The organism is Fibrella forsythiae (genome assembly GCF_017353175.1).
GTDB classification, from domain to species: Bacteria; Bacteroidota; Bacteroidia; order Cytophagales; family Spirosomataceae; genus Fibrella; species Fibrella forsythiae.
Genome location: NZ_JAFMYW010000002.1, coordinates 523,074 through 549,733, shown reverse-complemented (window position 1 = coordinate 549,733; position 26,660 = coordinate 523,074). Strand labels below are relative to the sequence as shown.

At 54.2% G+C, this 26,660-nt stretch carries 22 protein-coding genes; 10 read left to right on the top strand and 12 right to left on the bottom strand.

Annotation, left to right across the window (positions count from 1 at the left end; translation table 11 throughout):
- Positions 1–98 precede the first annotated feature (98 nt).
- Positions 99–1,028, top strand: a complete 930-nt coding sequence (locus tag J2I46_RS08270) for a bestrophin family protein (RefSeq protein ID WP_207328533.1) — start codon at positions 99–101, stop codon at positions 1,026–1,028.
- A gap of 77 nt (positions 1,029–1,105) precedes the next feature.
- Here the strand turns inward: J2I46_RS08270 and J2I46_RS08265 are convergent, their stop codons facing one another.
- Positions 1,106–1,411, bottom strand: coding sequence for a rhodanese-like domain-containing protein (locus J2I46_RS08265; protein WP_207328532.1), 306 nt, complete (start codon positions 1,409–1,411; stop codon positions 1,106–1,108).
- A 188-nt stretch (positions 1,412–1,599) separates the two neighbouring features.
- On the opposite strand from J2I46_RS08265, the gene J2I46_RS08260 reads away from it, so the two are divergent.
- From J2I46_RS08260 to J2I46_RS08245, 4 genes are all read left to right on the top strand, one after another.
- The gene (locus J2I46_RS08260) at positions 1,600–4,803 is read left to right on the top strand and encodes a SusC/RagA family TonB-linked outer membrane protein (protein WP_207328531.1); all 3,204 of its coding nucleotides are present in this window, start codon (positions 1,600–1,602) and stop codon (positions 4,801–4,803) included.
- 143 nt (positions 4,804–4,946) lie between these two features.
- Positions 4,947–6,542 carry a SusD/RagB family nutrient-binding outer membrane lipoprotein gene (locus J2I46_RS08255; protein WP_207328530.1) on the top strand — a complete coding sequence of 532 codons (1,596 nt, stop codon included), beginning with the start codon at positions 4,947–4,949 and terminating at the stop codon, positions 6,540–6,542.
- A gap of 54 nt (positions 6,543–6,596) precedes the next feature.
- Positions 6,597–7,679, top strand: coding sequence for an alkaline phosphatase family protein (locus J2I46_RS08250; RefSeq protein WP_207328529.1), 1,083 nt, complete (start codon positions 6,597–6,599; stop codon positions 7,677–7,679).
- A gap of 26 nt (positions 7,680–7,705) precedes the next feature.
- Positions 7,706–8,248, top strand: coding sequence for an HD domain-containing protein (locus J2I46_RS08245; protein WP_207328528.1), 543 nt, complete (start codon positions 7,706–7,708; stop codon positions 8,246–8,248).
- Between the two features lie 31 nt (positions 8,249–8,279).
- On the opposite strand, the gene ybiA is transcribed toward J2I46_RS08245, so the two are convergent.
- From ybiA to J2I46_RS08225, 4 genes are all read right to left on the bottom strand, one after another.
- Entirely contained in the window at positions 8,280–8,687 is a 408-nt protein-coding gene (ybiA, locus tag J2I46_RS08240; protein ID WP_207328527.1) for a riboflavin biosynthesis intermediates N-glycosidase, read from the bottom strand.
- Positions 8,684–10,150: a nicotinate phosphoribosyltransferase gene (locus J2I46_RS08235; RefSeq protein ID WP_207328526.1), complete on the bottom strand. Its 1,467-nt coding sequence runs from the start codon at positions 10,148–10,150 to the stop codon at positions 8,684–8,686. Before J2I46_RS08235 ends, ybiA begins: the two co-directional genes overlap by 4 nt.
- A gap of 12 nt (positions 10,151–10,162) precedes the next feature.
- On the bottom strand, positions 10,163–11,017 hold the full coding sequence (prs, locus tag J2I46_RS08230) for a ribose-phosphate diphosphokinase (protein ID WP_207328525.1): 855 nt from the start codon (positions 11,015–11,017) through the stop codon (positions 10,163–10,165).
- Positions 11,018–11,117: 100 nt separating this feature from the next.
- Positions 11,118–11,804: an NUDIX hydrolase gene (locus J2I46_RS08225; RefSeq protein WP_207328524.1), complete on the bottom strand. Its 687-nt coding sequence runs from the start codon at positions 11,802–11,804 to the stop codon at positions 11,118–11,120.
- 142 nt (positions 11,805–11,946) lie between these two features.
- Here J2I46_RS08225 and J2I46_RS08220 point away from each other — a divergent pair, with 142 nt between their 5' ends.
- From J2I46_RS08220 to J2I46_RS08210, 3 genes are all read left to right on the top strand, one after another.
- Entirely contained in the window at positions 11,947–12,438 is a 492-nt protein-coding gene (locus tag J2I46_RS08220) for a (2Fe-2S)-binding protein (RefSeq protein ID WP_207328523.1), read from the top strand.
- A 2-nt stretch (positions 12,439–12,440) separates the two neighbouring features.
- Positions 12,441–14,624 carry a xanthine dehydrogenase family protein molybdopterin-binding subunit gene (locus tag J2I46_RS08215; protein WP_207328522.1) on the top strand — a complete coding sequence of 728 codons (2,184 nt, stop codon included), beginning with the start codon at positions 12,441–12,443 and terminating at the stop codon, positions 14,622–14,624.
- A gap of 117 nt (positions 14,625–14,741) precedes the next feature.
- Positions 14,742–16,016 carry a DUF5690 family protein gene (locus J2I46_RS08210; protein WP_207328521.1) on the top strand — a complete coding sequence of 425 codons (1,275 nt, stop codon included), beginning with the start codon at positions 14,742–14,744 and terminating at the stop codon, positions 16,014–16,016.
- 99 nt (positions 16,017–16,115) lie between these two features.
- Here the strand turns inward: J2I46_RS08210 and J2I46_RS08205 are convergent, their stop codons facing one another.
- The 7 genes from J2I46_RS08205 to J2I46_RS08175 all read right to left on the bottom strand — a co-directional run bounded on the left by J2I46_RS08205 (position 16,116) and on the right by J2I46_RS08175 (position 24,234).
- Positions 16,116–17,261: a TIGR03364 family FAD-dependent oxidoreductase gene (locus J2I46_RS08205; RefSeq protein WP_207328520.1), complete on the bottom strand. Its 1,146-nt coding sequence runs from the start codon at positions 17,259–17,261 to the stop codon at positions 16,116–16,118.
- 67 nt (positions 17,262–17,328) lie between these two features.
- A complete protein-coding gene (locus tag J2I46_RS08200) occupies positions 17,329–18,048 on the bottom strand; it encodes an HAD family hydrolase (RefSeq protein WP_207328519.1) in 720 nt (239 codons plus the stop codon).
- Positions 18,049–18,170: 122 nt separating this feature from the next.
- Positions 18,171–18,962 (bottom strand): queuosine precursor transporter, encoded by a 792-nt coding sequence (locus J2I46_RS08195; RefSeq protein WP_207328518.1) that lies wholly within the window; start codon positions 18,960–18,962, stop codon positions 18,171–18,173.
- Between the two features lie 189 nt (positions 18,963–19,151).
- On the bottom strand, positions 19,152–19,892 hold the full coding sequence (locus J2I46_RS08190; protein ID WP_207328517.1) for an SDR family oxidoreductase: 741 nt from the start codon (positions 19,890–19,892) through the stop codon (positions 19,152–19,154).
- Between the two features lie 68 nt (positions 19,893–19,960).
- Positions 19,961–20,851 (bottom strand): helix-turn-helix domain-containing protein, encoded by an 891-nt coding sequence (locus J2I46_RS08185; RefSeq protein WP_207328516.1) that lies wholly within the window; start codon positions 20,849–20,851, stop codon positions 19,961–19,963.
- An 88-nt stretch (positions 20,852–20,939) separates the two neighbouring features.
- Positions 20,940–23,456, bottom strand: a complete 2,517-nt coding sequence (locus J2I46_RS08180) for an ABC transporter permease (RefSeq protein ID WP_207328515.1) — start codon at positions 23,454–23,456, stop codon at positions 20,940–20,942.
- A 55-nt stretch (positions 23,457–23,511) separates the two neighbouring features.
- Positions 23,512–24,234 (bottom strand): ABC transporter ATP-binding protein, encoded by a 723-nt coding sequence (locus J2I46_RS08175; protein WP_207328514.1) that lies wholly within the window; start codon positions 24,232–24,234, stop codon positions 23,512–23,514.
- Between the two features lie 221 nt (positions 24,235–24,455).
- Between J2I46_RS08175 and J2I46_RS08170 the strand changes: the two genes are divergently transcribed.
- Positions 24,456–26,054 (top strand): Na+/H+ antiporter, encoded by a 1,599-nt coding sequence (locus J2I46_RS08170; RefSeq protein WP_207328513.1) that lies wholly within the window; start codon positions 24,456–24,458, stop codon positions 26,052–26,054.
- 170 nt (positions 26,055–26,224) lie between these two features.
- Positions 26,225–26,584, top strand: coding sequence for a hypothetical protein (locus J2I46_RS08165; RefSeq protein WP_207328512.1), 360 nt, complete (start codon positions 26,225–26,227; stop codon positions 26,582–26,584).
- The last annotated feature ends 76 nt before the right edge of the window (positions 26,585–26,660 follow it).

Genomic DNA, 26,660 nt, shown 5'->3' with positions numbered 1-26,660 from the left:
GTTTACCGTTTACAGTCTTCTGTTGCGTTGCTTAGGCATGTTACGCTGATGTAGCGAAGCAACAGAAAACAGTAAACGGTAAACAGTAAACTAAAAAAATGATTACATACAGTAAAAATGACTGGTTTCCGGCCATCTGGCACTTCCATGCCAGCCCAACCGCCTTTTCGCTTTTCAGACGTCTATTCTGGGTAGCCCTCTACGTAACGGGGGTCACCTTTCTGGAACTATGGGTCGTTGACCTGCGACTGAAGGACACACCCACCGAATTCCTGTCGACGATGGGTATTCTGCTTAGCCTGCTGCTCCTTTTCAGGACCAATACCGCCTACGATCGATTCTATGAGGGACGCAAAGCCTGGGGGACGTTGGTCAATAACAGCCGCAATCTGGCTGCTTACCTGAATGCAGTTATTCCCACGGAGCGCACGGAAGATCGACTCTTCTACACGAAGATGATCGCCAATTTCGCCTTTTCGCTGGAAAATCACCTCCGAAACGACATCAAATCAGATGGCCTGGAAGCGGCTGGTATCGGTGAGCTAAGTGAGCTGACGCACTATGACCACGTACCCAACGGCGTTGTTGCCCAGCTTCAGGTTCGCACGGAACGCCTGTACCGCGAAGGACTGTTCACGGATGCGCACTTGATCAACCTGAGCACCATGTTGCTCGTCTTTCTGGACGTAGCCGGTATCTGCGAACGCATCAAAAGCACACCCATTCCGTTTTCATACAGCTTTTTCATCAAGGTGTTTATCCTGATGTACATTTTCGTCATGCCTTTCATCATTATTGATGAATATGGCTACCTGACCATTCCCGCCGTTGTGGCCGTATCGTATATCCTGGTAGGTCTGGAACTGATCGGTGAAGAGATTCAAAATCCGTTTGGCATAGAGCGCAATAACCTCCCCCTGAACCAGATAGCAACAAACATCCGCCTGAACGTGCACGAGCTGATGCAGTTCTACATTCCCCACGAAGAAAAACAGGCCGCAAAATCCAAGTTCGTGATCGTCACATAGAAGGAGTTTTCTGTTTACTGTTGCGCTGCAGAGGCACGTAACGATAGGTCAGCAGCGCAACAGTAAACTCCTTTTTTTTATTCGCTTTCCACCAGTCCACCGTGCAGATGATAGATCGTTTTTTGCGCAAATTCGGGCTGACGTAATAGGTCTTTAGCAGCCACGCGGCTACGTACGCCGTTGGTGCACAGCACGATAACAGGATCGAAAGGGAGTAACTCGGCCCGGCGGGTACGTATGTCGGCCAGAGGTACGTTCACACCACCCACGTTGAATTCATCGAATTCCCAGTCGTCGCGCACATCAACAACTACCGCGTTGGGCTGCTGGCGTAGCTCTGCCAGTTCAGCGAGCGAAATATCAGTATAAGCTGGGTACGTCATCGTACCAGCAACACGTGTTAACCTGGCTGTGTTCGGGGTAGCGCCACATCATTCAGCTGTATCATTAGGAAATTATTAACCGATTTTCAGTAAACGGTCTGTAACGACACGGTTTGATAACAGCCTGAAAATACTCACGCAATAGCCTCCCGATAGTTTTGTGGTCAATCAACCATATCCCTATCGTCATGAATGTACGTATACTTCATTTGCTGGTCAGGCCCCTGCTGAGTTGCTGTTTGCTTCTCTTGCTAGCGGGCTCTCTGCTGGCGCAGACTACCGTTACCGGCAAAGTTACTTCTGCTGATGATCAACAGGTTATGCCGGGCGTCTCTATCGTCATTAAAGGAACAACCGTTGGCACAACCACCCGCGCCGACGGCACGTATACGCTAAACGTACCTGGCCAGAACCAGACGCTGACGTTCTCGTTTATTGGCTTCGAAACGCAGGAAGTGGCCGCTGGCAACCGCTCGTCCATCGATGTGTCGTTGAAGGCGGCAGCATCAACGCTTAACGAAGTGGTCATAACGGCCCTTGGTATCAAGAAAGACGTTCGCAACATCGGCGTGTCTATTCAGTCGGTGGATGGCGCACAACTCGTCAAGGCTCGTGAACCCAACGCGGTCAATTCGCTGGTTGGGAAGGTGGCGGGCCTGACCATCGGGGCGTCAGCCGAACTGCTTCGTCGACCAAACATTGTGTTGCGGGGTAATACGGATGTTCTCTTCGTGGTCGATGGCGTACCCATCAATTCAGATACCTGGAACATCAGCGCCGACGACATCGAGACCTATTCGGTACTGAAAGGTGCATCGGCCTCTGCGCTGTACGGTTTCCGGGGAAAGAACGGGGCCATTCTGATCACCACGAAGCGCGGCACCAAAGACAAGCGTGGCTTTGCCGTTGAGGTGAACACCAGCCAGATGGTCGACAATGGCTTTCTGGCCATTCCGAACGTGCAGGATGAATACGGTCCCGGCGATCACGGCGTCTATGAGTTCGTTGACGGTAAAGGCGGTGGAAAAAATGACGGCGACTACGATATCTGGGGCCCCCGTTTTGAAGGCCAGCTGATTCCGCAGTATGACAGCCCGGTTGACCCGGTGACCGGCAAACGGGTAGGTACGCCCTGGGTAGCACGCGGTAAAGATAACCTCAAGCGGTTCCTGCAAGCCGGCATTCTGTCGACCAACAACATTGCCGTATCAGCATCAGGCGAAAAATATGACCTGCGGTTTTCGGTATCGCACAACTACCAGCGCGGGCTGGTGCCCAACACGCAGCTAAACAGCACCACGTTTAAGATCAACACGGGCTATAATTTCACGAATCGGTTACGGTTTGAAGGCGACATTCAGGTGAACCGCCAGTATACGCCCAATATTCCCGACGTGGATTATGGACCTAACTCGATGATCTACAACATCGTTCTCTGGGGTGGTGCCGACTGGGACGTTGACCAGCTAAAAAATTACTGGCAACCGGGCAAAGAAGGTACGCAGCAGATCTATGCCGAATATCAGCGGTACAACAACCCCTGGTTCACGGCTAAAGAGTGGCTGCGTGGTCATTACAAAACCGACATCGTTGGCCAAACATCACTTAAGTATACCATTGCCGATGGCCTCGACCTGACACTACGTACCCAGGTGTCGACCTGGAATCTGCTCCGGACCGAGAAACTGCCTTATTCAGCTACTACCTATGGTCGCGAGGAAGGGAAAGGCGATTACCGCGAAGACCGCCGCAACCTGATCGACAGCAACACCGATTTATTGCTGAAATACAACAAGCGGATCAATTCGCGGCTGAACGTGAATGCCGTGGCCGGGGGCAATATGCGGGTGTACAATTACAATTCGAACTACACCTCGACCAACTACCTGAACGTACCTGGCGTGTATAACTTCGCCAACTCGCTCAACCCGGTCATTGCCTCGAACTTCACCGCCGACATGCGTGTGCTGTCGGCCTATTACTCGGCTGACTTCACGTTCAGCGATGTCGTGACGCTGTCAACAACAGGCCGGATGGATAAACTGTCGACCCTGCCTGCCGGCAACAACACGTTCTTCTACCCATCGGCGGCCCTGAGCACGGTCGTATCCGATTATGTGGCGTTGCCCAGGGCGATCTCGTTCCTGAAACTGCGGGCATCGTATGCCAACGTGAAAGACGGCCTAACTGCCCCAACCATTGGCGTACCGAACTGGTCGCTGGGCTACGGCCAGCAATATGCCTCATCGTATGACGGGCCAACTTACCAGAACTCAGCCGTTTATAGCACACCGTTGACGGTAAGTAACACCTCAACGGCCTACTACACCAACGCGCTGAACAACCCGAACATCAAGCCCAACAGCACGTCGCAGGTTGAAGCCGGGGTAGACGCCCGTTTTCTGAACAACCGTCTCGCCTTCGACGCCGCCTATTTCATCAGCGACGACGGCCCGCGGATTTTCAACCTGCCAATCTCAGAAACAACGGGTTATTCATCGCTGCTTGTCAATGGCATCAAAACGCAGAAAACAGGCGTTGAACTATCGTTGACCGGTAAAGTGCTGACCAACCCGACCGGGCTGAACTGGAGCGTGCTGGCCAACTGGTCGACCTATAAGGAAGCCTTTAAGGAGTTCTATCCGGGCGTAACGGCGCTGAATACCTTTTTCAAAGTCGGTGACCGTACTGATAAATACTATACGACCACGTTCGTGCGCGCCCCCGATGGCCAGATCATCAACGACGCGGGCGGCCGGCCATTGCGTACGCCTGTGGCGCAGTATGTTGGCAACATCAATCCTGATTGGGTGTGGGGCCTGAACAACCGCTTCAGCTACAAAGATGTCACCTTCAGCTTCCAGTTCGACGGTCGTGTTGGCGGTGTTATTTCCGACTATGTTCAGCAGAAGTCTTACGCCGGTGGCCGGATCATCAACACCGTTCAGGGCGAGATGGGCATTGCCCGCCTGAACGATACCAAAGGTATCAAGTCCTATGTGGGTGAAGGCGTTCAGGTGAGCAACGGAGCCAGCATCAACTACGATACAGACGGTAACGTTACGAATTACGCTGAATTGCAGTTCACCCCCAATACTACCAAGGCGTTTCTGCAAGATTACATTGCCAGGCGCTACGGCTTCGATGGCGGCAACATCATCAGCCGTTCGTTTGCCAAACTGCGCGAAGTGGTCGTTGGCTACAACCTGCCCCAGAAAGCCATCAGCCGACTGGGTATCAGACAGGCGTCGATCTCGTTTGTGGGCCGAAATCTGCTCTACTTCGCCGCCCGGACAGACATCGACATGGATCAGTTTACAAGTGGCGGCCGGTCTGACCTGCAGACCCCTACCACCCGTCGCTACGGTGTAAATATTAACCTGACGTTTTAAAACATACCCCACCCCTAGCCTCTCCCCTTAACCAAGGGGAGGGGGATAATGCTCTGCTGATTGGCGAAGCTACTCCAGCGTACAACTCCCCTCCCCTGAAATACAGGGGAGGGGCCGGGGGTGGGGCCAAACCTCCCAACATAATGAAACCGTATCATTTCCTCCTCCTTATTTTCGCTATTGCGCTGCTGGTATCGGCCTGCGAAAAGCCGTTTAACGAACTCGAAAAAGACCCGAACCGGGCCGTTAACGCCCCTGCCTCGCTGGTTCTGAAGGGTATTCTGAACGACATGTACGACAGCCAGAATAGTCCATCGGGTTTTTCGGGCGTTACGTATTCACCCTGGGGGAGCGAGCAGCGTTACAACCAGTTTTATTGCTCGAACTACAACTACTACGCAACGAACGAATACGCCTGGACCACCACGAACCTGAATTTCTTTACACTGAAAGACGTGGTAAAGATGGAAGCCGAAGCCAAACGGGCAGGCGCTGCCGATGTGAATCCGTACTCGGCACTGGGCAAATTCTTCCGGGCCTATTTCTACGAAAACATGACCCGTCGTGTGGGCGACGTACCCCTGACCGACGCCCTGAAGGATCAGGCCAACCTGACGCCCAAATACGACTCGCAGAAGTCCGTATATATCCAGATCCTGAAGTGGCTGGATGATGCCAATACCGACATGGCCACGATCATTGCCAGAGGTGATAACACACTGGCCGGCGACTTTTACCTGGGTAACAACCTGCGTCAGTGGCAGAAAGTCATCAACACCTACCGTATTCGGGTGCTGATCAGCCTGAGCAAAAAAGAAGCAGACCCGGATCTGGCCATCAAGCAGAAATTTGCCGACATAGTTGGTAACCCGGCCAAGTACCCATTAATGACGGGTATGAGCGATAACCTGCAATACATCCATAACAGCACCCAGAACAAGTATCCGCGCAACCAGGATAATTTCGGGCAAAATGCCACGCGCGAAAACATGGCCAAAACCTACATCGACCTGCTGGCTGACCGTAAAGACCCGCGCCTATTTGTGGTGGCCGAGCCAGCAGCGGCAAAGCTGGCCACGGGCCTGAAGCCTACTGACTTCGCCGCGTTTGCGGGGGCTTCATCGGGCGAAGATTTGCAGGACATGTCGACGAAAGCACTGAAGGGCGAGTACTCGTTCCAGAACCGGAAGCACTATTACACAACGTACCTGGGCGAGCCTGTCTTTATTATCGGTTATCCTGAGTTGATGTTCAACCTGGCCGAAGGCATCAACCGGGGCTGGGCCTCGGCCAACGCCGATACGTATTATCAGCAGGGTATTGCTGCCTCGATGGGCTTTTATGGCCTGAAAGACGGCGACAACACGGTGACGTTCTCGCGCGATGGCGGCATTTTTAATTTCGATAATTACACGATAAAGGTGAGCCTGAGCGATTACCTGGCGCAGGCTTCGGTGAAATACGCAGGCAATAACGCCACGGGACTGAACCAGATCCTGACGCAGAAATACATCGCCTTTTTCCAGAATTCGGGGCTCGAAGCTTTCTATAACCAGCGCCGCACGGGCGTACCTGCCTTCCTGACGGGCGTGGGCACCGGCAACAGCACCCGGATTCCGAAACGGTGGCTGTACCCCTCGAACGAGCGAACCACTAATGGCGACAACCTGAAGGCCTCGCTCACCAGCCAATTCGGTGGAAATGATGATATAAACGCTACCATGTGGCTTTTACAATAACTCACTTAGTTGGGCCCTGTAAAACGGCTTCGTTTTGCAGGGCTTTCTGTATCCATGCGCCTTTACATTCTCATTGCCAGCCTGTTCGTCTGCACCGCTGCTGCTGCACAACCGGCCCAAAACCTCATTCTTGTCACGCTCGATGGCGTGCGCTGGCAGGAGGTTTTCAACGGAGCCGACTCCACGCTGCTGTTCGATCCGGCATATAGCCGCGATACGGCCAGTGCCCGCAGCCAGTTCTGGGCAGGCAGCGCTATTGAGCGACGGAAACGGCTTCTTCCTTTTCTATGGAACACCATCGGCCAGCAGGGGCAGTTGTACGGAAACCGCCAGCAAGGGAATCGCATGAACGTATCAAATCCGCACTGGTTCAGCTATCCGGGCTACAATGAAATCCTGAGTGGCTACGCCGATGACCGGATCAAATCAAACGATAAGATCGACAATCCCAACGTGACGGTGCTGGAGTTTCTGAACCAGCAGCCGGGCTTTGCCGGAAAAGTGGCGGTGTTCTCATCATGGGACGTCATTGAAGCGGCGGTCAACGAAAAGCGGAGCGGCATCTATGCCAGTTCGGCCAATGAACCAGGCAACCCCGTCACGGCCACCGATTCGCTCCTGAGCGACCTCACGGCACTGTATCCCCGCGAGTTTGGCAATGGTGTTCGGGCCGATTTCCTGACCTATTTCTCGGCCCGCCAGTATGTTAAGCAGAAACAGCCCCGCGTTCTCTTTCTCTCATTCGACGAAACCGACGATCTCGCCCACGCCGGGCGCTACTTGGATCATCTGCGCATGGTACAGTCGATTGATACGTACCTGGGCAACCTATGGCAGTTGATTCAGTCGATGCCACAATATGCCGGTAAAACGGCCCTCCTTATCACCACCGATCATGGCCGGGGCCATACACCCAAAGCCCGCTGGAAAGACCACGGCACCAAAACACCCGATTCGTACCAGATTTGGCTAGCGGCATTAGGCACCGGTATTCAGCCAGCAGGCGAGCAGAAAGATGGGCCGTTGCTCTTTCAGAGTCAGATAGCCGCCACCATTGCCCGCCTGCTGGGGTTCGATTTCAAAGCCGACCACCCGGTTGGTGCGGCCATCGGCACCAGTACGGGCGCCAACCGCTGATTCAGTTTGTATTAACCTGCTTTATTATGCCTTCTCCCTCCTACCCGATACTTGTTGAGCTCTTTGCCCAACGCGGACAAGACGCCTACTATGGCGAACCCGTTTCTCAGCTGGAACACGCACTCCAATGCGCTCAACTGGCCGAAGAAGCCAAGGCCGACAAGGCGGTTGTGCTTGCCGCTCTGCTTCATGATATTGGCCACCTGCTGCCATCAGACAATGCCGCCGACCACATGGACGAATACGGACGGGTTGATCATGAACAACTGGGTGCCGATTTCCTGCGCGAACAGGGTTTTCCAGAGAAAATGGCTCAACTGATTGAAAACCACGTCAACGCAAAACGGTATCTGGTTGCCACTGACCAGGCGTATGCGGCCCGACTGTCGGAAGCCAGTGTTCAGACATTGCTTATGCAGGGCGGCCCCATGAATCCGCTGGAAGTCAGCACGTTTGCGCTACACCCTTATTTCAAGGAGATTATCCAACTGCGGCTTTGGGACGAACAAGCCAAGATTCCCGGATTGCCCACGCCCGACCTAACGTATTTTCTGTCACGCAACGTTTAACACGTTCCCAGGCAACATCGAGAAAACCTAGCTAACTAGCAACAGGCTGACTACTCAACTGATCGCGGACGGTCATCAAGGCGAAGCCAAGTAAGTTCGTGCCTTTCCATACGAGGTCAATACAGGCCGATTGCCATGTATGGGCGTCGAAACCACGTACCTGCCGACCCAGTTTCTTGGCTTCTCCCGGTGTTTTGGCCATCAGAATTCGGTCGCGAGTAACCTCATCGCTGAACAAGCGCGCTTTTTCAGCCATCATCCAGTGTTCAGCCGTGGCGTAATCGATTCCATCAACCGTAAACGTCGACGGCCACCACTGGCTGAAGCAACCTTTCCCGACACTTCCATCCCGTTCGGGTTGGTGTCCCCAGAAAAGAAGGTACTTGAGCGGTTTCTTCAAAACTTGCTCAGCAAGCAACCAATTGAGAGTATACATCATATGTTTTTGTGCAGTTGTTCCCTGATCTGAGCCAGTGTTTGTTTGCGTACTAATTGTCCGTCGAGAAAGACGGTTTGTAGCAGACCGGTTTGTTCTTCGGCCCAGGTACGTTGGTCTTGCATCACCAATCGGCCATTCTCTTCCGTGACACACAGCAACCCTTTGGCCGATTTCTTGGTGCCGTTGTCTGTTTTAGGATCTTTAAAGATATCGCGCCCTTCGCCGTTAACCTGCCCGTAAGTAGCCTTGACAGCAAACCCGAACGTATCGCGGGTAACGTATTCGTAGGTGAACGAGCCAATGCCCAGCACCACGTTGAACGAGGCAAAGCCTTTCTGTTTCAGCTGTTCCAGGATGAGCCCTTGCCGCTCGATGGTGATACTATCGCCGTAGATCAGGCCAATGTGGCCGTCGAGCAGTTTGTAGCCTTTCCCGGTGATTGTGCCGCCAAACGTTTCCCACATGCACTCGATTGCCCCTTTAAACGCCGGACTACCGGGCTCGGCGTCTGGATCGCCACAGATAATTTTAACCGGATCACCCGAATCGGGCCGAATGACAACCTTACCGTTCCGGGCCAGAATATCCGCTTTCAACTGAGGCAGGAACTCGGTAATGACCCGCCAGAAATCCCAGGTGTCGGAAACGATCGAAACCACGCCCGCCGGATAGACGGTGGTGATCAGCCGACGGAATGTGTCAATTTCGCTGTCTTTCAACCCCATACACATGACGCTGTGCTCGGTGGCCGGCACCGATCCGCCAACCAGTTCGAGGTCGGCGTTGGCATCGTAATACGCTTCCAGGAAATCGATGGCCGGTACAGAATCCGTGCCGGTGAAGCTGAGCAGGTGACCCGCCCCACTCATGATGGCATCTTCAACACCCGACATGCCGCGCATGGAAAAGTCGTGCCCCTGCCAGCTTACGAAGTCGCGATTACCAACTGTTTCATCGGCGTACTGATCGAACACGCGGCGGTAGGTCAGGGCGGTGGTGGCGGAGGTACATGGTTTCCAGAGCACACACGATATCAGCGTTTCAAGGTAGTTGGTGAGCCAGAAGAATTCGGGTTTAGTGTTCTTCATTGTCAGCATCGCCACTTTCAGCGGAACGCGCGTTCCTTCGGCTACGGCTTTTATTTCCAGCGGCAAATAACCCAAATCATGCAGAGCGCCGATATGTGCTACATCAATGGCACCCTGCCCCAGCGATGTATCCATCCGGCGTTGGTACTGAGCCAGCACTTCCGCCTTTGGTCGACGAAAGAAACCGTCGTTCCACTGATCGATCAGGTATTCCTGCACGAAATACTGAAGGCCGAAGAACACCACCTCATCGGTACCCGCCACACGACTGCTGCGGGGCGTCAGGTTGCTGTACACTAATTCTGTCCCATCGGGATATTGGCGGCGATGGTCAGCTTTATAAAAATCAATGAGTGTTAACGGGTTGGTTCTCATGGCTATAGATGATTAAAGCGTGATCAGGTTTTTCAGGGCAAGTTGTGTAAACGTATCGGTATCGGGCAGCGTCGAGAAGCTATCGGTGGCATACACATGGTCTAGCGTATTGGTCAGCGGGGCGAGACCTTTACTAAAAATGCCGTGCGACACTGCCAGCGAAACCCGCTCTGGATTTAGTTTCCGAAGCTCAGCGGCCAACCCGACGAAGGTTCCTCCCCCATCGCAGATATCATCTACGATCAGGCATTGCCGCCCAGTCAGGTCGTCGGCAAATACCCGGAAGCCAGTCAGCGTCCCCGTTCTGACGTCGCGTTCCTTATCGCATACCACTACGGGCACGCCACCCAGTGCAGCAGCCAGTTTATGAATTTTCTTCAGCGCCCCCGCATCGGGCGAAACCAAACAAAGTTTTTCCGGGGCGAAACGCGCCAAGACCTCCCCAACAAACGTCTGATTACCAATAACCTGACTATTGTTCAGTAAAGCGGGCGTAACGTCTGAATGTGGGTCATACACATACACCTGTTCGTAGTGCTGGGCGTTGATCAGATCAGCATATACCCGAACGCTCAGGGGCTCGCCCGGAACCATCAGCCGGTCTTGCCGGGCTGCCGGAAAATAGGGCAGCATCAGCAACAATTGCTTATACCCCGCCCGCCGAAGCGCATCGGTTGCCAGTAGTAGCTGCATAAAATCAGCGGCGGTTGTTACCCGTTGGGAAATCAGAACCGGCTCAGGTACGTTGCCAGCAACCGGCAGATCAAGCTTAATATGTGGCTCACCTCCACTGAATGTGAACGCGGTGAAGGCAATGGGCGTGGCGTCGGTTGGCGAAAATCCGGGTGACAGGTGTAACGCGAGCATATCCTTTTTGTGTAAATTCTACGCAAACGTAATTCATTTGTTTTCAATCACAAAGTATTTTGCGTACTATTTACACAAACACAACTAGCCGGTAATTGTCTCACTTGATATCAAACAGAATGCCTTCCTGCCTAGCCAGTTCGTATCGGTGGCGATCAAATGAGTACAAGGTGGCAGGTCGGCCTTTTTCCAGCGCGCTTTTTTCGGGTAATTCAGTCAGGATACCGAAGCTGAGAAACTTCTTACGGAAATTCCGGCGGTCGAAGGGTTTGTTCAGTATGGTCGCATACAGGCGTTCCAGATCACCAAAGGGAAATTTTTCGTCTAACAAATTCAGGCCGATAGGCTCGTAAGTCAGCTTTCCACGAAGGCGTTTCAGGGCCATTTCCAACATACTGGCGTGGTCGAAGGCCAACGCGGGGAGCTCGTCTATCGGGAACCAGTCAACCTCCTGAGCGTCGGTACTGGCCTTGATATCAAAATCGGTCGGGCGCACCAGTCCCATGTAGGCCACGCTTACGACACGCTGCCGGGGGTCGCGCTGCACCTCACCAAACGTAAAAAGCTGTTCCAGAAAACGTAGCTGAATGCCGGTTTCTTCATGCAATTCCCGCTGAACAGCCGTTTCCAGGTTTTCATCGGGCAATACAAAGCCGCCCGGCAAGGCCCACTGCCCTTCATAGGGCGGGTATTTCCGGTTGATAAGCGCCACGAACAGCTGCCCATCCCGGTAGCCAAACACAACGGCGTCGACGGTCAGTTTAAGAGCGTTATCAGGTACGTTCATAAGGCTTTCAGGTATAGGTCAGGTACGTTAACAGGTGGCTAATGGCCGCTTCCGGCAAAGAAACGGAAGTTTAAGAGCGGCTCAGCTAAACACATGCTGGTTTCTTCGTAAATTGGTTCGCTCCTTTACTTCATCCCGACAAATGGCACTCTATTCCCTTCAAATCAACGGCCAAACCTACCGCGCCGATGTCGATCCTGATACCCCGCTCTTGTGGGTTCTACGCGACAATCTGGGTCTGGTTGGCACAAAATATGGCTGCGGCATTGCTCAATGTGGTGCCTGTACCGTTCACCTCAACGGCGAAGCAACCCGCGCCTGTGTACTGCCCGTTTCGACGATCGGCAAGGCTAAAATAACCACGATCGAAGGGCTGTCGGCTACGGGAACCCACCCGGTGCAAAAAGCCTGGGACGCGGTCGACGTACCGCAGTGTGGCTATTGCCAGGCGGGGCAGATCATGACGGCAGCGGCTTTCCTGAAGAAAACGCCCAAGCCCACCACTGCCCAGATCGATGAAGCCATGAGCGGCAACATTTGCCGGTGCGGCACTTATCACCGTATCCGGGAAGCCGTGAAAATGGCGTCAAACGCTACAGCATCAACCGCTAAAGGGTCTACCAAAACGAAATAGCCATGCAGACTTTATCGAACGCAAGCCGCCGGAACTTCCTGAAAGTAGCCGCCGCAGCCGGGGGTGGTTTATTTCTCGGTTTTAACTGGTTTGAGGCCAATGCGGCTACCGCAGTAGATGCTGCAACTACTGATCTATCGCTGGCTGGCAACGTACCTGGTGCGGTGCCGGGAGTTGGTTTCAACAGCTACCTGTCCATCAATCCGCAGGGAATCATAACGATCATGTCGCCAAACCCCGAAGTGGGTCAGGGTATCAAAACGGCATTTCCGATCGTCGTTGCCGAAGAATTAGACGTTGACTGGAAGAATGTGATTGTTGAGCAGGCACCGCTCGACACGAAGAAATTTGAACGGCAGGTGGCCGGCGGTAGTGGCTCGATTCCCCACTCCTGGACGCGCCTCCGCAAGGCAGGCGCTACGGCCCGGCAGATGCTGATGGAAGCCGCCGCCAAGCGCTGGAACGTACCTGTCACCGAGTGTACAACTGGGACTGGTTTTGTCAGGCACACCGCCAGCAACCGGCAACTCAGCTACGGCGAACTGGCTACCGAGGCCGCGCAGCTCCCTGTTCCAGCAGACGTTAAACTCAAAGACAGGAAAGATTTCAAGCTGATCGGGCAGTCGGTCAAAAACGTCGATAATGCGGGTATTATCACGGGGAAGCCGCTGTTTGGCCTTGATTTTTACCGCGAAGGCATGCTCTTCGCCATGCTTCAGCGCCCCGCTTTTGGCTATACGTTGAAGTCGTTCAACGAAGCGGCCATCAAAGCAATGCCGGGTATTGTTGATGTACTGACGTTTGATAACAACGTGGCGATTGTGGGTAAATCGACCTGGCAGGTTCGGAAAGCGAAAGAGGCGCTGAAGATCGACTGGACAAAAACCGACGCCACTGAAAGTACCGATGACCATAACCGGATTTTTGGTGAGCTATTGAAATCCGATAAGGCCACCGTCCGCCGGAAAGACGGCGATGTTGACACGGCCTTTAAAGGGGCCGCGAAGGTAGTGACGGCCGAATACCAGTGTCCCTTTCTGCCGCACAACCCGATGGAGCCGATGAACTTCTTCGCCCACGTCCGCCCCGACGGGGCGGAACTGGTTGGCCCCACCCAAACACCCGAACTGGCTCGTAACGAAGCCGCCAAACTGCTTGGCCTGTCGCCCGATAAAGTAACGGTGCAACTGACGCGCATGGGCGGCGGTTTCGGTCGGCGACTCAAAGCGGATTATGCCATTGAAGCCGTTCAGGTATCGAAACGGGTGAATGCACCAGTGAAAGTGATCTGGACCCGCGAAGACGATATGACGGGCGGTAGTTACCGGCCAGCCGTACGGTACCGGTTCGAAGCCGCGCTGGATGCACAGGGTAACATGATTGGCTACAAGCTACGTGGTGCGAGCATCAACGCAGGCAGCTCAACGCGGGAAGACAACTTCCCCGCCGGAGCCGTTGATAACCTGCTCATCGACAGCATCGACCATAAATCAGCGATTACCACAGGACCGTGGCGCGCGCCCATTACCAACTTCCTGGCCTTCGCCGAACAGTCGTTTCTCGACGAAGTAGCGCAGGCGGCTGGTAAAGACCCCGTTCAGTTCCGCCTCGACCTGCTCGATAAAGCCAAAACCAAACCCGCCGGCGCCGTTAAATACGACATCGACCGGATGAAAGCCGTGATCAACATGGCCGTTGAGAAGTCGGGCTGGGGCACGAAGAAAGGAGCCGATGGGCGCCCTGTGTCGCAGGGGTTCAGCGTCTATTTCTCGCACCGGTCGTATGTGGCGCAGGTGGGCGAAGTGGTGATGCAGAAAGATAAGCCCGTGGTGCAGAAAGTAGTCGCCGTGGCCGACTGTGGCATTGTCATCAACCAGAGCGGGTCGCGGCAGCAGGTGACGGGCTGTATCGTCGACGGCATTGGGCACGCCATGTATGGCAACATGACATTCAAAGACGGGATACCCGAGCAAAGCAACTTCAGCAACTACCGGATGATTCGCCTGAACGAGATTCCCGACGTAGAGGTCCATTTCGTTGATAATGGCTTCGACCCAACGGGCCTCGGCGAACCGTCGCTCCCGCCCGCTGGTGCCGCCGTTGCCAACGCTATTTTCAAAGCCACCGGCAAACGCGTTCGCAACCAGCCGTTTATCGAAGACGCTGCGTTGAAGAGTGTTTTATAGAAACAGTTTACAGTTTGCTGTTTGCAGTCTTCTGTTGCGCTGCCAGGTCACGTTATTGTACATTAGCAACGCAACAGAAACCTGCAAACAGCAAACTGTAAACTGTTTTTTTCTTCCATGAGATCACCCGCTTTTCTTCGGCATCCGGCAGCCTTCGTTGTTTTTGGGTCTGTGGTTGCTTTTTGCACCTATACCTGCATGTATGCCTTTCGGAAGGGTATAACGGCGGTGTCGTTCGAGGGTATGGCCTACGCCGGCATCAGCTACAAAAGCTGGCTGGTGATTGCGCAGGTGTTCGGCTATGCCATGTCGAAGCGCATTGGCGTGAAAGTGGTTTCTGAAATGACCCCGGCACGGCGGGTCGTCAGTATTTTGAGCTTCGTGGCCTTTGCCCTGCTCGCCCTGCTGGGTTTTGCGGTGGTGCCCGCCCCCTGGAACATCGTTTTCCTTTTCCTGAACGGCCTGCCATTGGGTATGGTCTACGGCACGGTGATTGGCTTTCTGGAAGGGCGACGCCAGACCGACGCGCTCGTAGCGGGACTTACGGCTTCGTTCATTTTCGCGTCAGGCTTCGTGAAAACGGTGGCGCTTACCCTTCGTCGCGACTGGGGCGTTACAGAATACTGGCTGCCGTTCGTTACGGGTTTGCTGTTCGTACTGCCCATGCTGGTGTCGCTCTACGCGCTATCATTACTGCCGCCGCCGACTGCCGAAGACCGGGCCCTGCGCACCACCCGGCAACCGATGGACGCCGACGAACGAAATACCTTTCTACGTACATTCTCGACCGGACTGATTCCGTTCATCGTTTCCTACGTGCTGCTGACGGCCTTCCGCGACTTCCGCGACAATTTCGGGCCAGAGATCATCAAGTCGCTGGGTATTACCGATCCGGCCGTATTTGCACAGACCGAAACCATCGTTGCGCTGGGTATTCTGCTCCTGATGGGCAGCATTCAGCTTGTCCGCGATAATACCCGCGCCTTTCAGCTCATCAACGTAGTCATGATTGGCTCGGTGGCCATGATCGGGTTAAGTACGTGGCTGTTTCAGCAGGGTATGCTGTCGCCGGGTATCTGGTACACGCTGATGGGATTGGGGCTGTATGGAGCCTACGTGCCCTGCAACGGCCTTTTTTTCGAGCGGTTTGTGGCCTCGTTCAGGTACGTCAGCACGGTTGGTTTCATCGTGACCCTCGCCGATTTCTATGGCTATCTGGGCAGTGTAGGTGTGCTGCTCTACAAAAATTTCGGGCAGAGCAACGTCAGCTATCTCGACTTTTTCATCTACGGCGCCTACGCGCTGTCCATCACCTATGCGCTGCTAATGGCCATTTCGTACCGCGCTTTCTGGCGGATGGGTAAAGAAAGGCAGGTCGCGATTAGTGTGTAGCGAGGTGCTATTGTATGTTGCTTCGCGCTGTAGGTCCTTCGACTAGGCGTCCCCGACAGGCTCAGGGCCTACAGCGCGAAGCAACTCGCACAATAAACTTTACACCCCAAACCGCTTTACCGATTGCTCGGCGTAGCCAGCGCTGGAGGACATGCCTTTTCCGCCAATGCCGGTAATGATGTGGATATAGTCGTTGACGGAATGCTCGAAAATCTCGTCGGGCGTTTGGGCGTAGAAACCGGCCCACCGTCGGTTGATCCGATCAACCGGGAAGGTGACGATGCGGCGGGCTTCGGCCAGAATCAGGTCGTCGATGGCGTCGTGCGTATCGAAACCCAGATCATCGACCTGCGTGGCGGGGGCATATTCGTGCGAATCACCGATGATCATGGAACCGTCGGCCGCCTGTTTAAACAGCACGTGAATTCCCCATTTTTTCAGTTCGGCAAGATGCGTCGGCGTTTGGGTACCGGCGAACGATGGACATTCGACAAAGGCCTCGTAGCGGCGAATGGTCAGGCCGGTCAGGATGTTGCCGGGCATGGCTACCTGCGGCATCGGAACAGTTTGCAGCATCTGTAACTTACTGACGACCAAACCACTTTCAGCGAAAATTTCCGGAAAGAGCATCCGAAACTCACTACCGCTACAGATCAGTACCTGTTGCGCCTGATACCGCGTTTTGTCGGCCAGCGTAATAATAGCGCCGTTGTAGTTCGACTGGCAATCCGTCACGGCAGCGTTGGCCAGGTACGTTACGCCGTACTTCGTCTGAACGTACTTAATCAACTGGTGGATCATCCGGTCGGGTTCTACACTCACTTCATCGGGAAACAGCAGTGCCCCGCGCACATAGTCAGGCTGTAACATCGGGTAGCGATCCAGCGTCTGCGCTTTCGACAGCAGTTCGCAGGGGTAATTGTCGGCTCGTCGGCGGTCATACAGTTCATGCGCCAGCATCCATTCATCGTTGTCCGAAGCGATATACACCGAGCCATTTTGTCGAACCGTAATGTCGTGCTCGGCCTGAATCTCGCGGTAGATGTCCAGACTGCGCCGCCCGTACTCGAACCACCGTCCCGACAATCCGGATGGCACTACCTGCCCGAAATTCCGGACGGTTGCGCTTTGGGGGCGATTGTCTTTGTCGAGCAGCAGCACCCGTTTTCCTGCCCGCGCCGCATGATACGCGTGGAACGTACCCAGCGCACCGGCACCAATGATGATGAGGTCGTAGAAAGCCATAAATGGTGAAGGGTTAGGGAGGAATAATCAACAATGTATGATGTAAAGTCGGCGGACCGATTCTACATCATACATTGTTCAGTAGAGAAGGCAACTCCGCCAGTGAGCCAATGAGACGGTCGTGCGGGTACGTGATGAGTTGATCGATGGAATGGGTGCCGTTGGTAACGCCGAGGTTCAGGCCTACACCCGCAGCCTGACCACTCAGCAAATCAGAAGGGGTGTCGCCAATGTTGACCACCGCTTTCAAATCTGTGACGCCCAGCAGTTGCATGGCTTTCTGAATCATTAGCGGTGCGGGGCGGCCGTGCGGCACTTCGTCCGACGCAATCGACGCCTGAATAATCGTTTGTGGCGTGCCAACGTACCTGGCGTCAAGGCCATCCAGCCAGCCGAGTTTACCCAGAATAATATCCGTCACTTTCCGGTAGAAACCCGTCGTCAATGCAATGGCAATGCCTTGTTCACGCAGGAAAGCGAAGGTTTCCAGACAGCCGGCAGTGGGCGTAATATCGTGGGTCAGGTAATGATTTTCCAGCACTTCCGTAAACCGCTGGTACGAAACGTCGACGTGCGTTTTGAGTTGGTTGCTGTCGGGGCCAAGCAGTTCACCCCAGAGTGTTTCAAACACGTGGCGTTTGGAAAGGCCCTGCATGGCCAGAATACGCTCGGCACTAACCGTCAATCCGGTTTGAGAAGCGGCTTGGGCAAAGCACTGTTCTACTTCATGCTGGTCGGTCACGGTGGTACCAGCCATGTCGAAAACGACGAGTTTATAAGCGTTCATGGTAAGGAAAGGCTGCTCGATCGAGTCAGGATCAACCGAGCCCAAACCTACGCAAACTGCATGTCAGGTACGTTACGGAGTTGTTAAATTCGAGGGTTCGGTTTCTACGTTTGGTAACGTACCTACATGAATGAGCTCATAGACGATTCGTTGGCCAACTCCTCGGCGTGTTCCTTACCCAGATACTTATCAATCATATTATGAGCCAGGTACAGCAGCGGCGTGAGCAGAATAGCCGTCGTGGCTTTGTAGAGGTAGTTGATGATACCAACGGCGATCACCTGCGCAATAGACCAGTTGCCGAACACATAGAACGCGATGCCCAGCACCACGAACGAATCGATCAGCTGCGATACCAGCGTTGAACCCGTGGCCCGCAGCCAGATCTTTTTGCTGCCTGTAATGCCACGCAGGTACTGAAACACCGACGCGTCGAGAATCTGCCCGATCAGGAAAGCCGTGAGCGAACCGATGATAATGCCCAAGCCCTGACGGAAAATCATCTGAAAGGCGTTGTTGATATTGATCGGATTGCCCGCGCCATCCTTCGCGTTCACGTCGAGCCAGAACTGGGCAGGCGGCAGGGTCGTTACGGCATAGATAATCAGGAAGCTGTAGGCCACGAAGCCGGCCGTCAGGAACGAGATACGCCGAACGCCCGCCTTGCCGAAATATTCATTGATAATATCGGACGTGATAAAGACAAATGGCCAGATAACAGCCCCGGCGGTGAGGTTAAAATCCAGGATAAAGTCGCCAAACAGGTGAATCTGGGCGGGTTTTAACCCAAGTGTGGTTTCGCCCGAAAATATCTTGACGCCTATAATTTCGGCAATGATGGCATTGACCAGAAAGACCGCACTCAGGAAAATGTACAGGTTAGTTCGCTTATTGGTAAACGAATAGGATGGCATAGATGCTGTTGATTTGTGAGAGACCGGCCCGCCGGTGCGGCAAGCTCTTCCGGTCTGGCAGACCGGTCTCCCTCGCGTCAGCAATATACAAACCGCCTTTGTTCACTCGGCCCCAATCGCACAAACTTCAGTTATAACCTGTACACTAAATAAGCTTTGGGAGTAGTCAGCGGGTTTCACGGCCACAAATCACCACGGACTAATACCCGTCTCGGGCGCATTGTCATCACTATAGAACTGGCCTGTTGGTCCATCGGGACCCAATAGGGCTGCTTTGACAACTCTGGCAGCGGCATCGGGCACACTTCCGGGGCCGGAGTGACCATTAAAATCGGTGGCGGTGTAGCCCGGGTCAACGGCATTCACTTTAAACGGTGTATCACGCAGCTCATGAGCCAGCACGATAGTGTAGGCGTTGAGGGCTGCTTTAGACGCTACATAAAAGACCGGCTTTACTGCGTAATATTTCCAGGCAGGATCGCTATGCAAGGTTAGTGACCCCAGCCCCGAGGTAACGTTAACGATCCTGGGCTCCGGCGATTGCTTCAGTAAATCCAGGAAGGCCTGCGTTACATCAATGACGCCGAAAAAATTGGTTTCGAACACCTGCTTTGCCACACTGCTGGCAGTGCTTACCGCCGGTTGTGGCGGACCGCCGCCACTGATACCGGCGTTGTTGATCAGCACGTCGAGCACAGCGGTTTTCTGCCCAAGCGTTTCGCGCGCCGCCTTTATCGAGGCCGGATTATCTACGTCTATCACGATCGGCTCAATGTCGGTAAAGCCTTCGGCTTTTAGCTGGTCGGCTGCCTGCTGCCCTTTCTGCTCATCACGGCTACCCAGATAAACAAAGTATCCCTGTTGCACTAATTGCCGGGCGGTTTCAAAGCCAATGCTCTTGTTGGCTCCTGTAATCAATACTGTTTTCATGTGTCAGCTAGTTTATGAAGGCAAAACTACCGCGCCTCAATCCAGTTGTTGAGACACATTTTACGGCACTACTGGTACATTTCGCGGATCGAGGCCCGATACTCTGCGGGTGTTATGCCGGTTTCGCGCTTAAAGAAGCGATTGAAGTAGGACGCGTCAGAAAAGCCAAGGTCAAAGGCAATTTCCTTCAACGGCTGTTGGGTATGAAACAGCAACCGCCGGGCTTCCAGCACCAGGCGCTCATGAATGTGCGTCATGGCCGATTTACCACTCTGGGCTTTCACCACCTCGCTCAGATATCCGGCCGACACGTTGAGCAATGACGCATACTCACTCACCTGGTGCAGAGCCCGAAAATGTTCGTCAATCTTAGCCTGATAGCTGGTTAACAGAAGCTTATCCGTCGATAACGGTTTGTTGTCAAACTGCTCCGTGTACAGTCGGCTCAGGTACGTCAGCAGCACCGTCAGGTAGGCCGTCAGCATGCGCTGTTGCCATTCGTTGGGGCGGCGATACTCCGTTGCTATCTTTCCCAGCATATCCTCGACAAAATCAATGTCGACCATCGAAAGCCGTAATTCATGGCCGCGATGCGGGTTTTGAATGATGGGAAGTTTGCTTAACGCTGCGTTTTCCTGAACGGCCAGAAACTCTTTCGTGAACGCAATGCCCGTGCTCCATAGCTGCCTGAACTCTTCTTTCACAATAAGATCGCCGGGAGCTGAAAAGTAAATGGTATTGTCTTGCAGCACATAAGGCGTCATGTCTATCCACTGACGGGTGCCAGCCCGCCGGATAAAAACAAACAGGTAATGATCTTTTCGATGCGGAATGAGCAGTTCTGCCTGATTGGGCAGATCGCCTTCATACTGATAAACTTTAAACTGTTTGTTCGCTGTTGCCTCGTCTGGTTCTAACGAATAAATGGGCACTGGCTGGCGGTCGTTGAGTATGTTCATGATTTACGGCATTTCAAGCCTTTAGTGTGTTGCTTCGCGAGCCTGTCGGAGGGCACAACTCGCGAAGCAACAAAGGTTCAGACTCTTCTTATTCACTCCGTAATACCTCAAGCGGCGGACGGCTCACTACATCGCGGCTGTTGAACAGACCAATGAGCATGGTCAGGCCGGTAACGGTGCCAACGACAGCCAGTAACGGCCAAACGCTGGGCACATAAGGCATCTCGAACACGTATTTGGCCAGCACCCACGTACCCAGCACCGATAAGATGATGCCGGATAGCGATGCCAGCAGCCCCAGTAAACTGTATTCAACCAGGGTGATGCGCAGAATCTGGCTGCGGCTGGCACCGAGTGTCCGCAGCAATACGCTCTCCTGCATGCGCTGGTACTTGCTGATCACCACCGAACTACTCAGGACCAACAGACCCGTCAGGATGCTGAACAGGGCCATGAACCGGATCACAAACGAGATTTTGCTCAGAATATCGTCCAGCGTCTTCAGGATCAGGCCGAGGTCGATAGCCGATACGTTGGGGAATTTGGTGACCAGTGCGCGCTGAAACGTGGCCGATGTTGCGGTGTTGGGTACGCGGGTCATCAGCACGCTGAACTGCGGTGCCTGCTCCAGTACGCCATTGGGAAACACAACCAGGAAGTTGGTCTGAACCCGGTTCCAGTCTACCGTCCGGGTGCCGCCGACGGTGGTTTCGATGGGTGCACCCTGTACATTGAAGGTCAGTTTATCGCCTACTTTCAGGTGCAGACGTTTCATGAAATCATCTTCAAATGAAACAGCCGGAACGCCATCGACCATCATAGGCGCTTTGCCTGAACTGAGTTTTTCCGACGAGATCAGCGAGTCACGGTAGGTAACGCGGTATTCGCGGTTCAGCGCCCACTCAGGAATATGCAGCGAGGTATCCTTTCGAATGGCCGCCATACCCCGCCCTTTGATGCTTTCGAGGCGCATGGTCACGATGGGCACCTGCTGCATCACGGGTAGTCCCGATTGCTTCACCAGGTCGCGTACGCCCGTTGTTTGCTCCCGCTGAATATCGAACAGCACCATATTGGGTTGCTGCCCGCTCGCCGAGAATTGCACTCGACCCAGCAACAGGGTTTGCGTCAGATACAGCGTCGTGATCAGGAACGCACCTAAGCCAATGGATACCAGCAGAATCAGCGTCTGGTTTTGGGGACGATAGAGATTCGCCAGGCTCTGTCGCCACACAAAGCTCCATGAACGCGGGAAGAATCGGCGAACCACGGCCATCAGCGCCAGACCCATACCCGTCAGCACCAGAAAACTCACGGCCATACCGGCGGTGAAACCACCCGCTAATTTCCAGTCGCGGGTTTGCCAGTAAGCGAAGCCAAACACAAACAGGGCAATCAGGCCAAAAACGACCCATCGCAATGGATCACGCCCCGACACGTCGGCTTCCAGTGAGGCGCGCAGCGTACGCAGGGGGGATATTTTCCGAATCAACAACAGCGGCAGGGCAGCGAACAACAGGGCGATCAGCAAACCGGTGATGATGCCCTGCCCGATGGCCGGCCACGAAATGGCAACGCTTACTTCAACGGGTAGGAACGAGCCAAAGACAAGCGGCATCACCCATTGCAGCAATGACCCCAGCGCGGCACCCAGAATGGCACCGCCCAGACCCATAACAGCGGTTTGCACCAGAAAGATCAGGAACGCCTGCCAGCCACTGGCACCCAGCGTGCGCAGGATCGCTACCGACGTAATCTTCTCTTTTACATAGAGTTGCACCGCGCTAGCCACCCCCACACAACCCAACAGCAGCGCCACGAACGAGACCAGGTTCAGAAAGCGGGTAAGATCGGCGAAGGCGCGGCCCGTCTGGCGTTTGCGGTTTTCGACGGTGTCGCTGCTCAGTCCGGCTTTGTCAAGGGTGGGTTCGAGGCGTTTCACCAGCGCAGGTACGTCGGTGGTTTTTGCGAACTTGTAATAGTATTTGTAGTTGACACGGCTGCCTTTCTGCACTAGTCCGGTCTGGTTCAGGTACGTTGCCGGCACAAACACCGTAGGGGCCACCGCTGCCGTAGCCGCCGTAGCGCCGGGCGTTTTCAGCACGCGCCCGGCCACCCGAAACGTTACCTCACCCACTCGTACCGAGTCGCCCACGTTGGCACCGAACTGCACGAGCAACGCATCATCGACCAGGGCAACCCGTTCACTATTCGTCCGGAACTGCGCAATGGCCGAAGCGGGCTGCACTTCCCACGTGCCATAATACGGAAAACGCCCTTCCAGCGCTTTTACCTGCGCCAGCCGAACCCCGCCTGATCGCGGAAAGAGTACCATCGAGGCAAAGGCCGTTTCGCTACTTCGCTCACTGCCAATCCCCTGCAACAGGTTTTTTGTTTTCTGTGATGGTGCCGCTGACGCCGTTACGGTGAGGTCGGCTCCCAGTAACTCCTGCGCCTGTTCATCGATGCTTCGGGCCAGGTTATCCCCAAACGAGTTAATGGCCACCAGGGCGGCAATGCCCAGCACAATGGCCGACATAAACAACAATAGCCGCGACCGGCTCCGCCGACTATCACGCCAGGCAGTATTTAAGATGAAGTTCATAAAAGAAGGGGAGGAAAGGGGGAAGGAAGAAAGGGAGGAGGGGGAGTTGGCTGTTTCAGCTTTTCTCCATCCTCCTTTCTCCCTTTCCTCCTTCCTCCTTTTCTCCATTCCCCCTTTCCTCTACCACATGCCCGCCCCGAATGCGGATCATGCGCTGGGTTTTGGCGGCCAGTTCCAGATCATGGGTGACGATAACGAGTGTTGTGCCGGCTTCGCGGTTCAGGTCGAACAGCAGGTTTTCGACGGTGATGCTGGTGTCTTCGTCGAGGTTACCGGTGGGCTCATCGGCGAACAGAATAGCCGGGCGGTTCGAGAAGGCCCGCGCCAGCGACACGCGCTGCTGCTCCCCGCCCGACAGTTGCAGCGGATAATGGTGACTGCGATCGGCCAGGCCAACCCGGCCCAGCAAGTCGCGGGCAATGCGCTCGGCGCCGCGTGTGCCCCGCAGTTCGAGCGGTACCATCACGTTTTCGAGCGCCGTCAGGGTCGGCAACAACTGGAAGTTCTGAAAGATAAACCCAACGTGCTGGTTGCGTACTGCCGCCCGCTGGTCTTCGTTCAGGTTGTCGAGCTGTACACCATTCAGCCACACGCTGCCCGACGAGGCGCGGTCGAGCCCCGCACAGAGGCCCAACAGTGTGGTTTTACCGCTACCACTCGGGCCAACAATGGCAAAGCTATCACCGGCTTGTAAGTCAAAAGAAACATCGTGTAGAACGGTCAGGGTCTGACCTGCACTCTGGTAGGTCTTCGTCAGGTGGTCAACGCGTAAACTCATAGATCAGGTTGTATCAGGTACGTCGGGCAACGGGCTACGTACCTAGCCATAACCACACTGCCTCTATTTTCGTCACGACAACAAAGCAGAAAAGGGCGGATCGGTTTTAATACGGTATCATCGGCAAATTGTGCATTCTACCTCTGCCAAACAGAATCCTGTTTATCTTGTCAACTCTGTCAACGAAAAACTGATCCACACGACTATCTCTTCCATACACGATGCACGAATACGTTTTGCTGGCCCTGGGTTTCCTGCTGACCATGGCCCTGCTGGCCACGCTGGCCAACCGGCTCCAGATTCCTACGCCTATCTTTCTGGTCGTGGGCGGGTTGCTCGTCAGCCTCATACCGGGTGTACCACGCATTAATCTCGAGCCTGACCTTATTTTCCTGGTTTTCCTTCCGCCGCTGCTTTACGAAGCAGCCTGGTTTACATCGTGGCGCGAGTTGTGGCGCTGGCGGCGTATTGTGCTGGTGCTGGCATTTGGCCTGGTTGTGCTGACCGCCACCGCCGTTGCCTATACGGCCTATTGGTTCATTCCAGGTTTCACGCTCGCGTTGGGTTTTCTGCTGGGCGGCATTATATCGCCACCCGACGCCGTGGCAGCCACCTCGGTATTACGTGGGGTAGACGTACCCAAAAGCAGTATCAATATTCTGGAAGGCGAAAGCCTGATCAATGATGCGGCCAGTTTGATCGTGCTTCAGTTTGCCCTGAACAGCATCGAGACAGGTACGTTCGTTTGGCAAAAGGTGGCCCTTTCGTTTGTGCTGGTCACGCTGATTGGCGCTGGTGTCGGGCTGGCCGTAGCGCTGGTTTTTTACTGCCTGCACCGCTGGTTACCGCTTCAGTTGCGCATCAGTGTATTGCTTACGTTTCTGGCACCCTACGCCATGTACCTGGCCGCCGAACAGTGCCAAGGGTCGGGGGTGATCGCCGTAGTAAGCGGCGGGTTGTTTCTGTCTGCCAAAAGTCACCGCCTCTTCAACCACTCCGAACGCCTCCAGAACACGTCGATGTGGGCAACCGTTATTTTCGTTATCAACGGCGTTGTGTTCATGGTCATCGGCCTTGAATTGCCTGTTATTCTCGATGAGTTGAAAAGTGATTCGTTTTCGCTGGCTCAGTCAATCGGCTACGGACTTCTTATGTCAGCCCTGGTGATTGTGGTACGGCTGATCTTCTCCTTAGCGGCGTCGGCCTTCACCGACTTTGCCGGTCGATTCATTACGGTCGCCGTACGGAACGTGGGCTGGCGCGGCCCCATCGTGCTGGGTTGGGCGGGTATGCGCGGAGTAGTATCGCTGGCGGCGGCGCTGTCTGTCCCGCTATTGCTGGCCAATGGCACGCCGTTTCCGCACCGGCCGCTACTGCTGTTTATCACCTTCATCGTCATTCTGGTTACGCTGGTATTACAGGGCCTGACACTGCCCATGCTGGCTCGCTGGGTACGTCCCCAAGAGTTGCTCGAGCGGATACCGGAGGAAGAGCAGGAAGCGACCATAAAACGGCAGTTACAGGCGGTGGCTCTGGATGAGCTGACTCACCATTATTCAGCCGATCTTGAGACCAACCCGCTCCTGACCGACCTGAAACGGCGGCTGGAAGGCATCCTATTTGCTACGCAACTGTCTGACTCTAAAGCCGATCAGCAATTACTAACTACCTATCGGGAAGCGCGTGATCGAATGCATCAGGCCAAGCGCAATGAGTTGATGCGCCTTGGCCGACAGGGGGAGATCGATAAAGAGATTTTGATGAAAGCAGAAGCGCAGCTGGACCTGGAAGAAGAAAAAATGGATCACCCTATGCGCTGACTAGGCATGTTGACGTATAAACGGCAAGATGTACACCGATACATGTTCGTTATGTAGTCACAGAGCCAACTTAAGGCTACCTGTTATTTTCCTTATACGAGAACGCATAAAGTAAGTATTATAACTAAGTATATTTGCAGGATAATGACAATCAATCATTTCCTACAAATATGACACAGGCTTTTAAAAGCCCCATCAGGATGCTGGCTGTGCTGGCTGTAATAGGCTTGACTACCGGCTTTTCAGCACAAGGCGTTCGCCATGCTGACAAAAAAACAATCGAGATCAAAAACACCACCAAATTCAGTATCGACGAAATCTATATTTCGCCCGACGAGGAAGATCACTGGGGCAACGATATTCTCGATGACGACGAGATTCTGACCCCTGGTGAGATGATCGAAGTGGAGGTCGATTGCGGTAAATGGGATGTAAAGCTGGTGGCCGAAGATAATTCAGAATGCCAGGTTGAAGACGTTACCCTTTGCAAAGCAGACCGGTGGAATATTGTTGCCGATTGCCCTAAATAATACAGCGCGCTTTAGTCTAAAACGGTTTCTATGTATACATGGAAGCCGTTTTTTATGCGTGCAGGTCAATCAGTGG

Coding starts and splice junctions, on each gene's coding strand:
- J2I46_RS08170 (WP_207328513.1), top strand. CDS start 24,456: ATGCACGAATACGTTTTGCTGGCCCTGGGTTTCCTGCTGACCATGGCC.
- J2I46_RS08195 (WP_207328518.1), bottom strand. CDS start 18,962: ATGCCATCCTATTCGTTTACCAATAAGCGAACTAACCTGTACATTTTC.
- J2I46_RS08175 (WP_207328514.1), bottom strand. CDS start 24,234: ATGAGTTTACGCGTTGACCACCTGACGAAGACCTACCAGAGTGCAGGT.
- J2I46_RS08220 (WP_207328523.1), top strand. CDS start 11,947: ATGGCACTCTATTCCCTTCAAATCAACGGCCAAACCTACCGCGCCGAT.
- J2I46_RS08245 (WP_207328528.1), top strand. CDS start 7,706: ATGCCTTCTCCCTCCTACCCGATACTTGTTGAGCTCTTTGCCCAACGC.
- J2I46_RS08205 (WP_207328520.1), bottom strand. CDS start 17,261: ATGGCTTTCTACGACCTCATCATCATTGGTGCCGGTGCGCTGGGTACG.
- J2I46_RS08260 (WP_207328531.1), top strand. CDS start 1,600: ATGAATGTACGTATACTTCATTTGCTGGTCAGGCCCCTGCTGAGTTGC.
- J2I46_RS08210 (WP_207328521.1), top strand. CDS start 14,742: ATGAGATCACCCGCTTTTCTTCGGCATCCGGCAGCCTTCGTTGTTTTT.
- J2I46_RS08235 (WP_207328526.1), bottom strand. CDS start 10,150: ATGAGAACCAACCCGTTAACACTCATTGATTTTTATAAAGCTGACCAT.
- J2I46_RS08270 (WP_207328533.1), top strand. CDS start 99: ATGATTACATACAGTAAAAATGACTGGTTTCCGGCCATCTGGCACTTC.
- J2I46_RS08185 (WP_207328516.1), bottom strand. CDS start 20,851: ATGAACATACTCAACGACCGCCAGCCAGTGCCCATTTATTCGTTAGAA.
- J2I46_RS08225 (WP_207328524.1), bottom strand. CDS start 11,804: ATGAACGTACCTGATAACGCTCTTAAACTGACCGTCGACGCCGTTGTG.
- J2I46_RS08180 (WP_207328515.1), bottom strand. CDS start 23,456: ATGAACTTCATCTTAAATACTGCCTGGCGTGATAGTCGGCGGAGCCGG.
- J2I46_RS08250 (WP_207328529.1), top strand. CDS start 6,597: ATGCGCCTTTACATTCTCATTGCCAGCCTGTTCGTCTGCACCGCTGCT.
- J2I46_RS08200 (WP_207328519.1), bottom strand. CDS start 18,048: ATGAACGCTTATAAACTCGTCGTTTTCGACATGGCTGGTACCACCGTG.
- J2I46_RS08165 (WP_207328512.1), top strand. CDS start 26,225: ATGACACAGGCTTTTAAAAGCCCCATCAGGATGCTGGCTGTGCTGGCT.
- J2I46_RS08190 (WP_207328517.1), bottom strand. CDS start 19,892: ATGAAAACAGTATTGATTACAGGAGCCAACAAGAGCATTGGCTTTGAA.
- J2I46_RS08215 (WP_207328522.1), top strand. CDS start 12,441: ATGCAGACTTTATCGAACGCAAGCCGCCGGAACTTCCTGAAAGTAGCC.
- J2I46_RS08265 (WP_207328532.1), bottom strand. CDS start 1,411: ATGACGTACCCAGCTTATACTGATATTTCGCTCGCTGAACTGGCAGAG.
- J2I46_RS08255 (WP_207328530.1), top strand. CDS start 4,947: ATGAAACCGTATCATTTCCTCCTCCTTATTTTCGCTATTGCGCTGCTG.
- ybiA (WP_207328527.1), bottom strand. CDS start 8,687: ATGATGTATACTCTCAATTGGTTGCTTGCTGAGCAAGTTTTGAAGAAA.
- prs (WP_207328525.1), bottom strand. CDS start 11,017: ATGCTCGCGTTACACCTGTCACCCGGATTTTCGCCAACCGACGCCACG.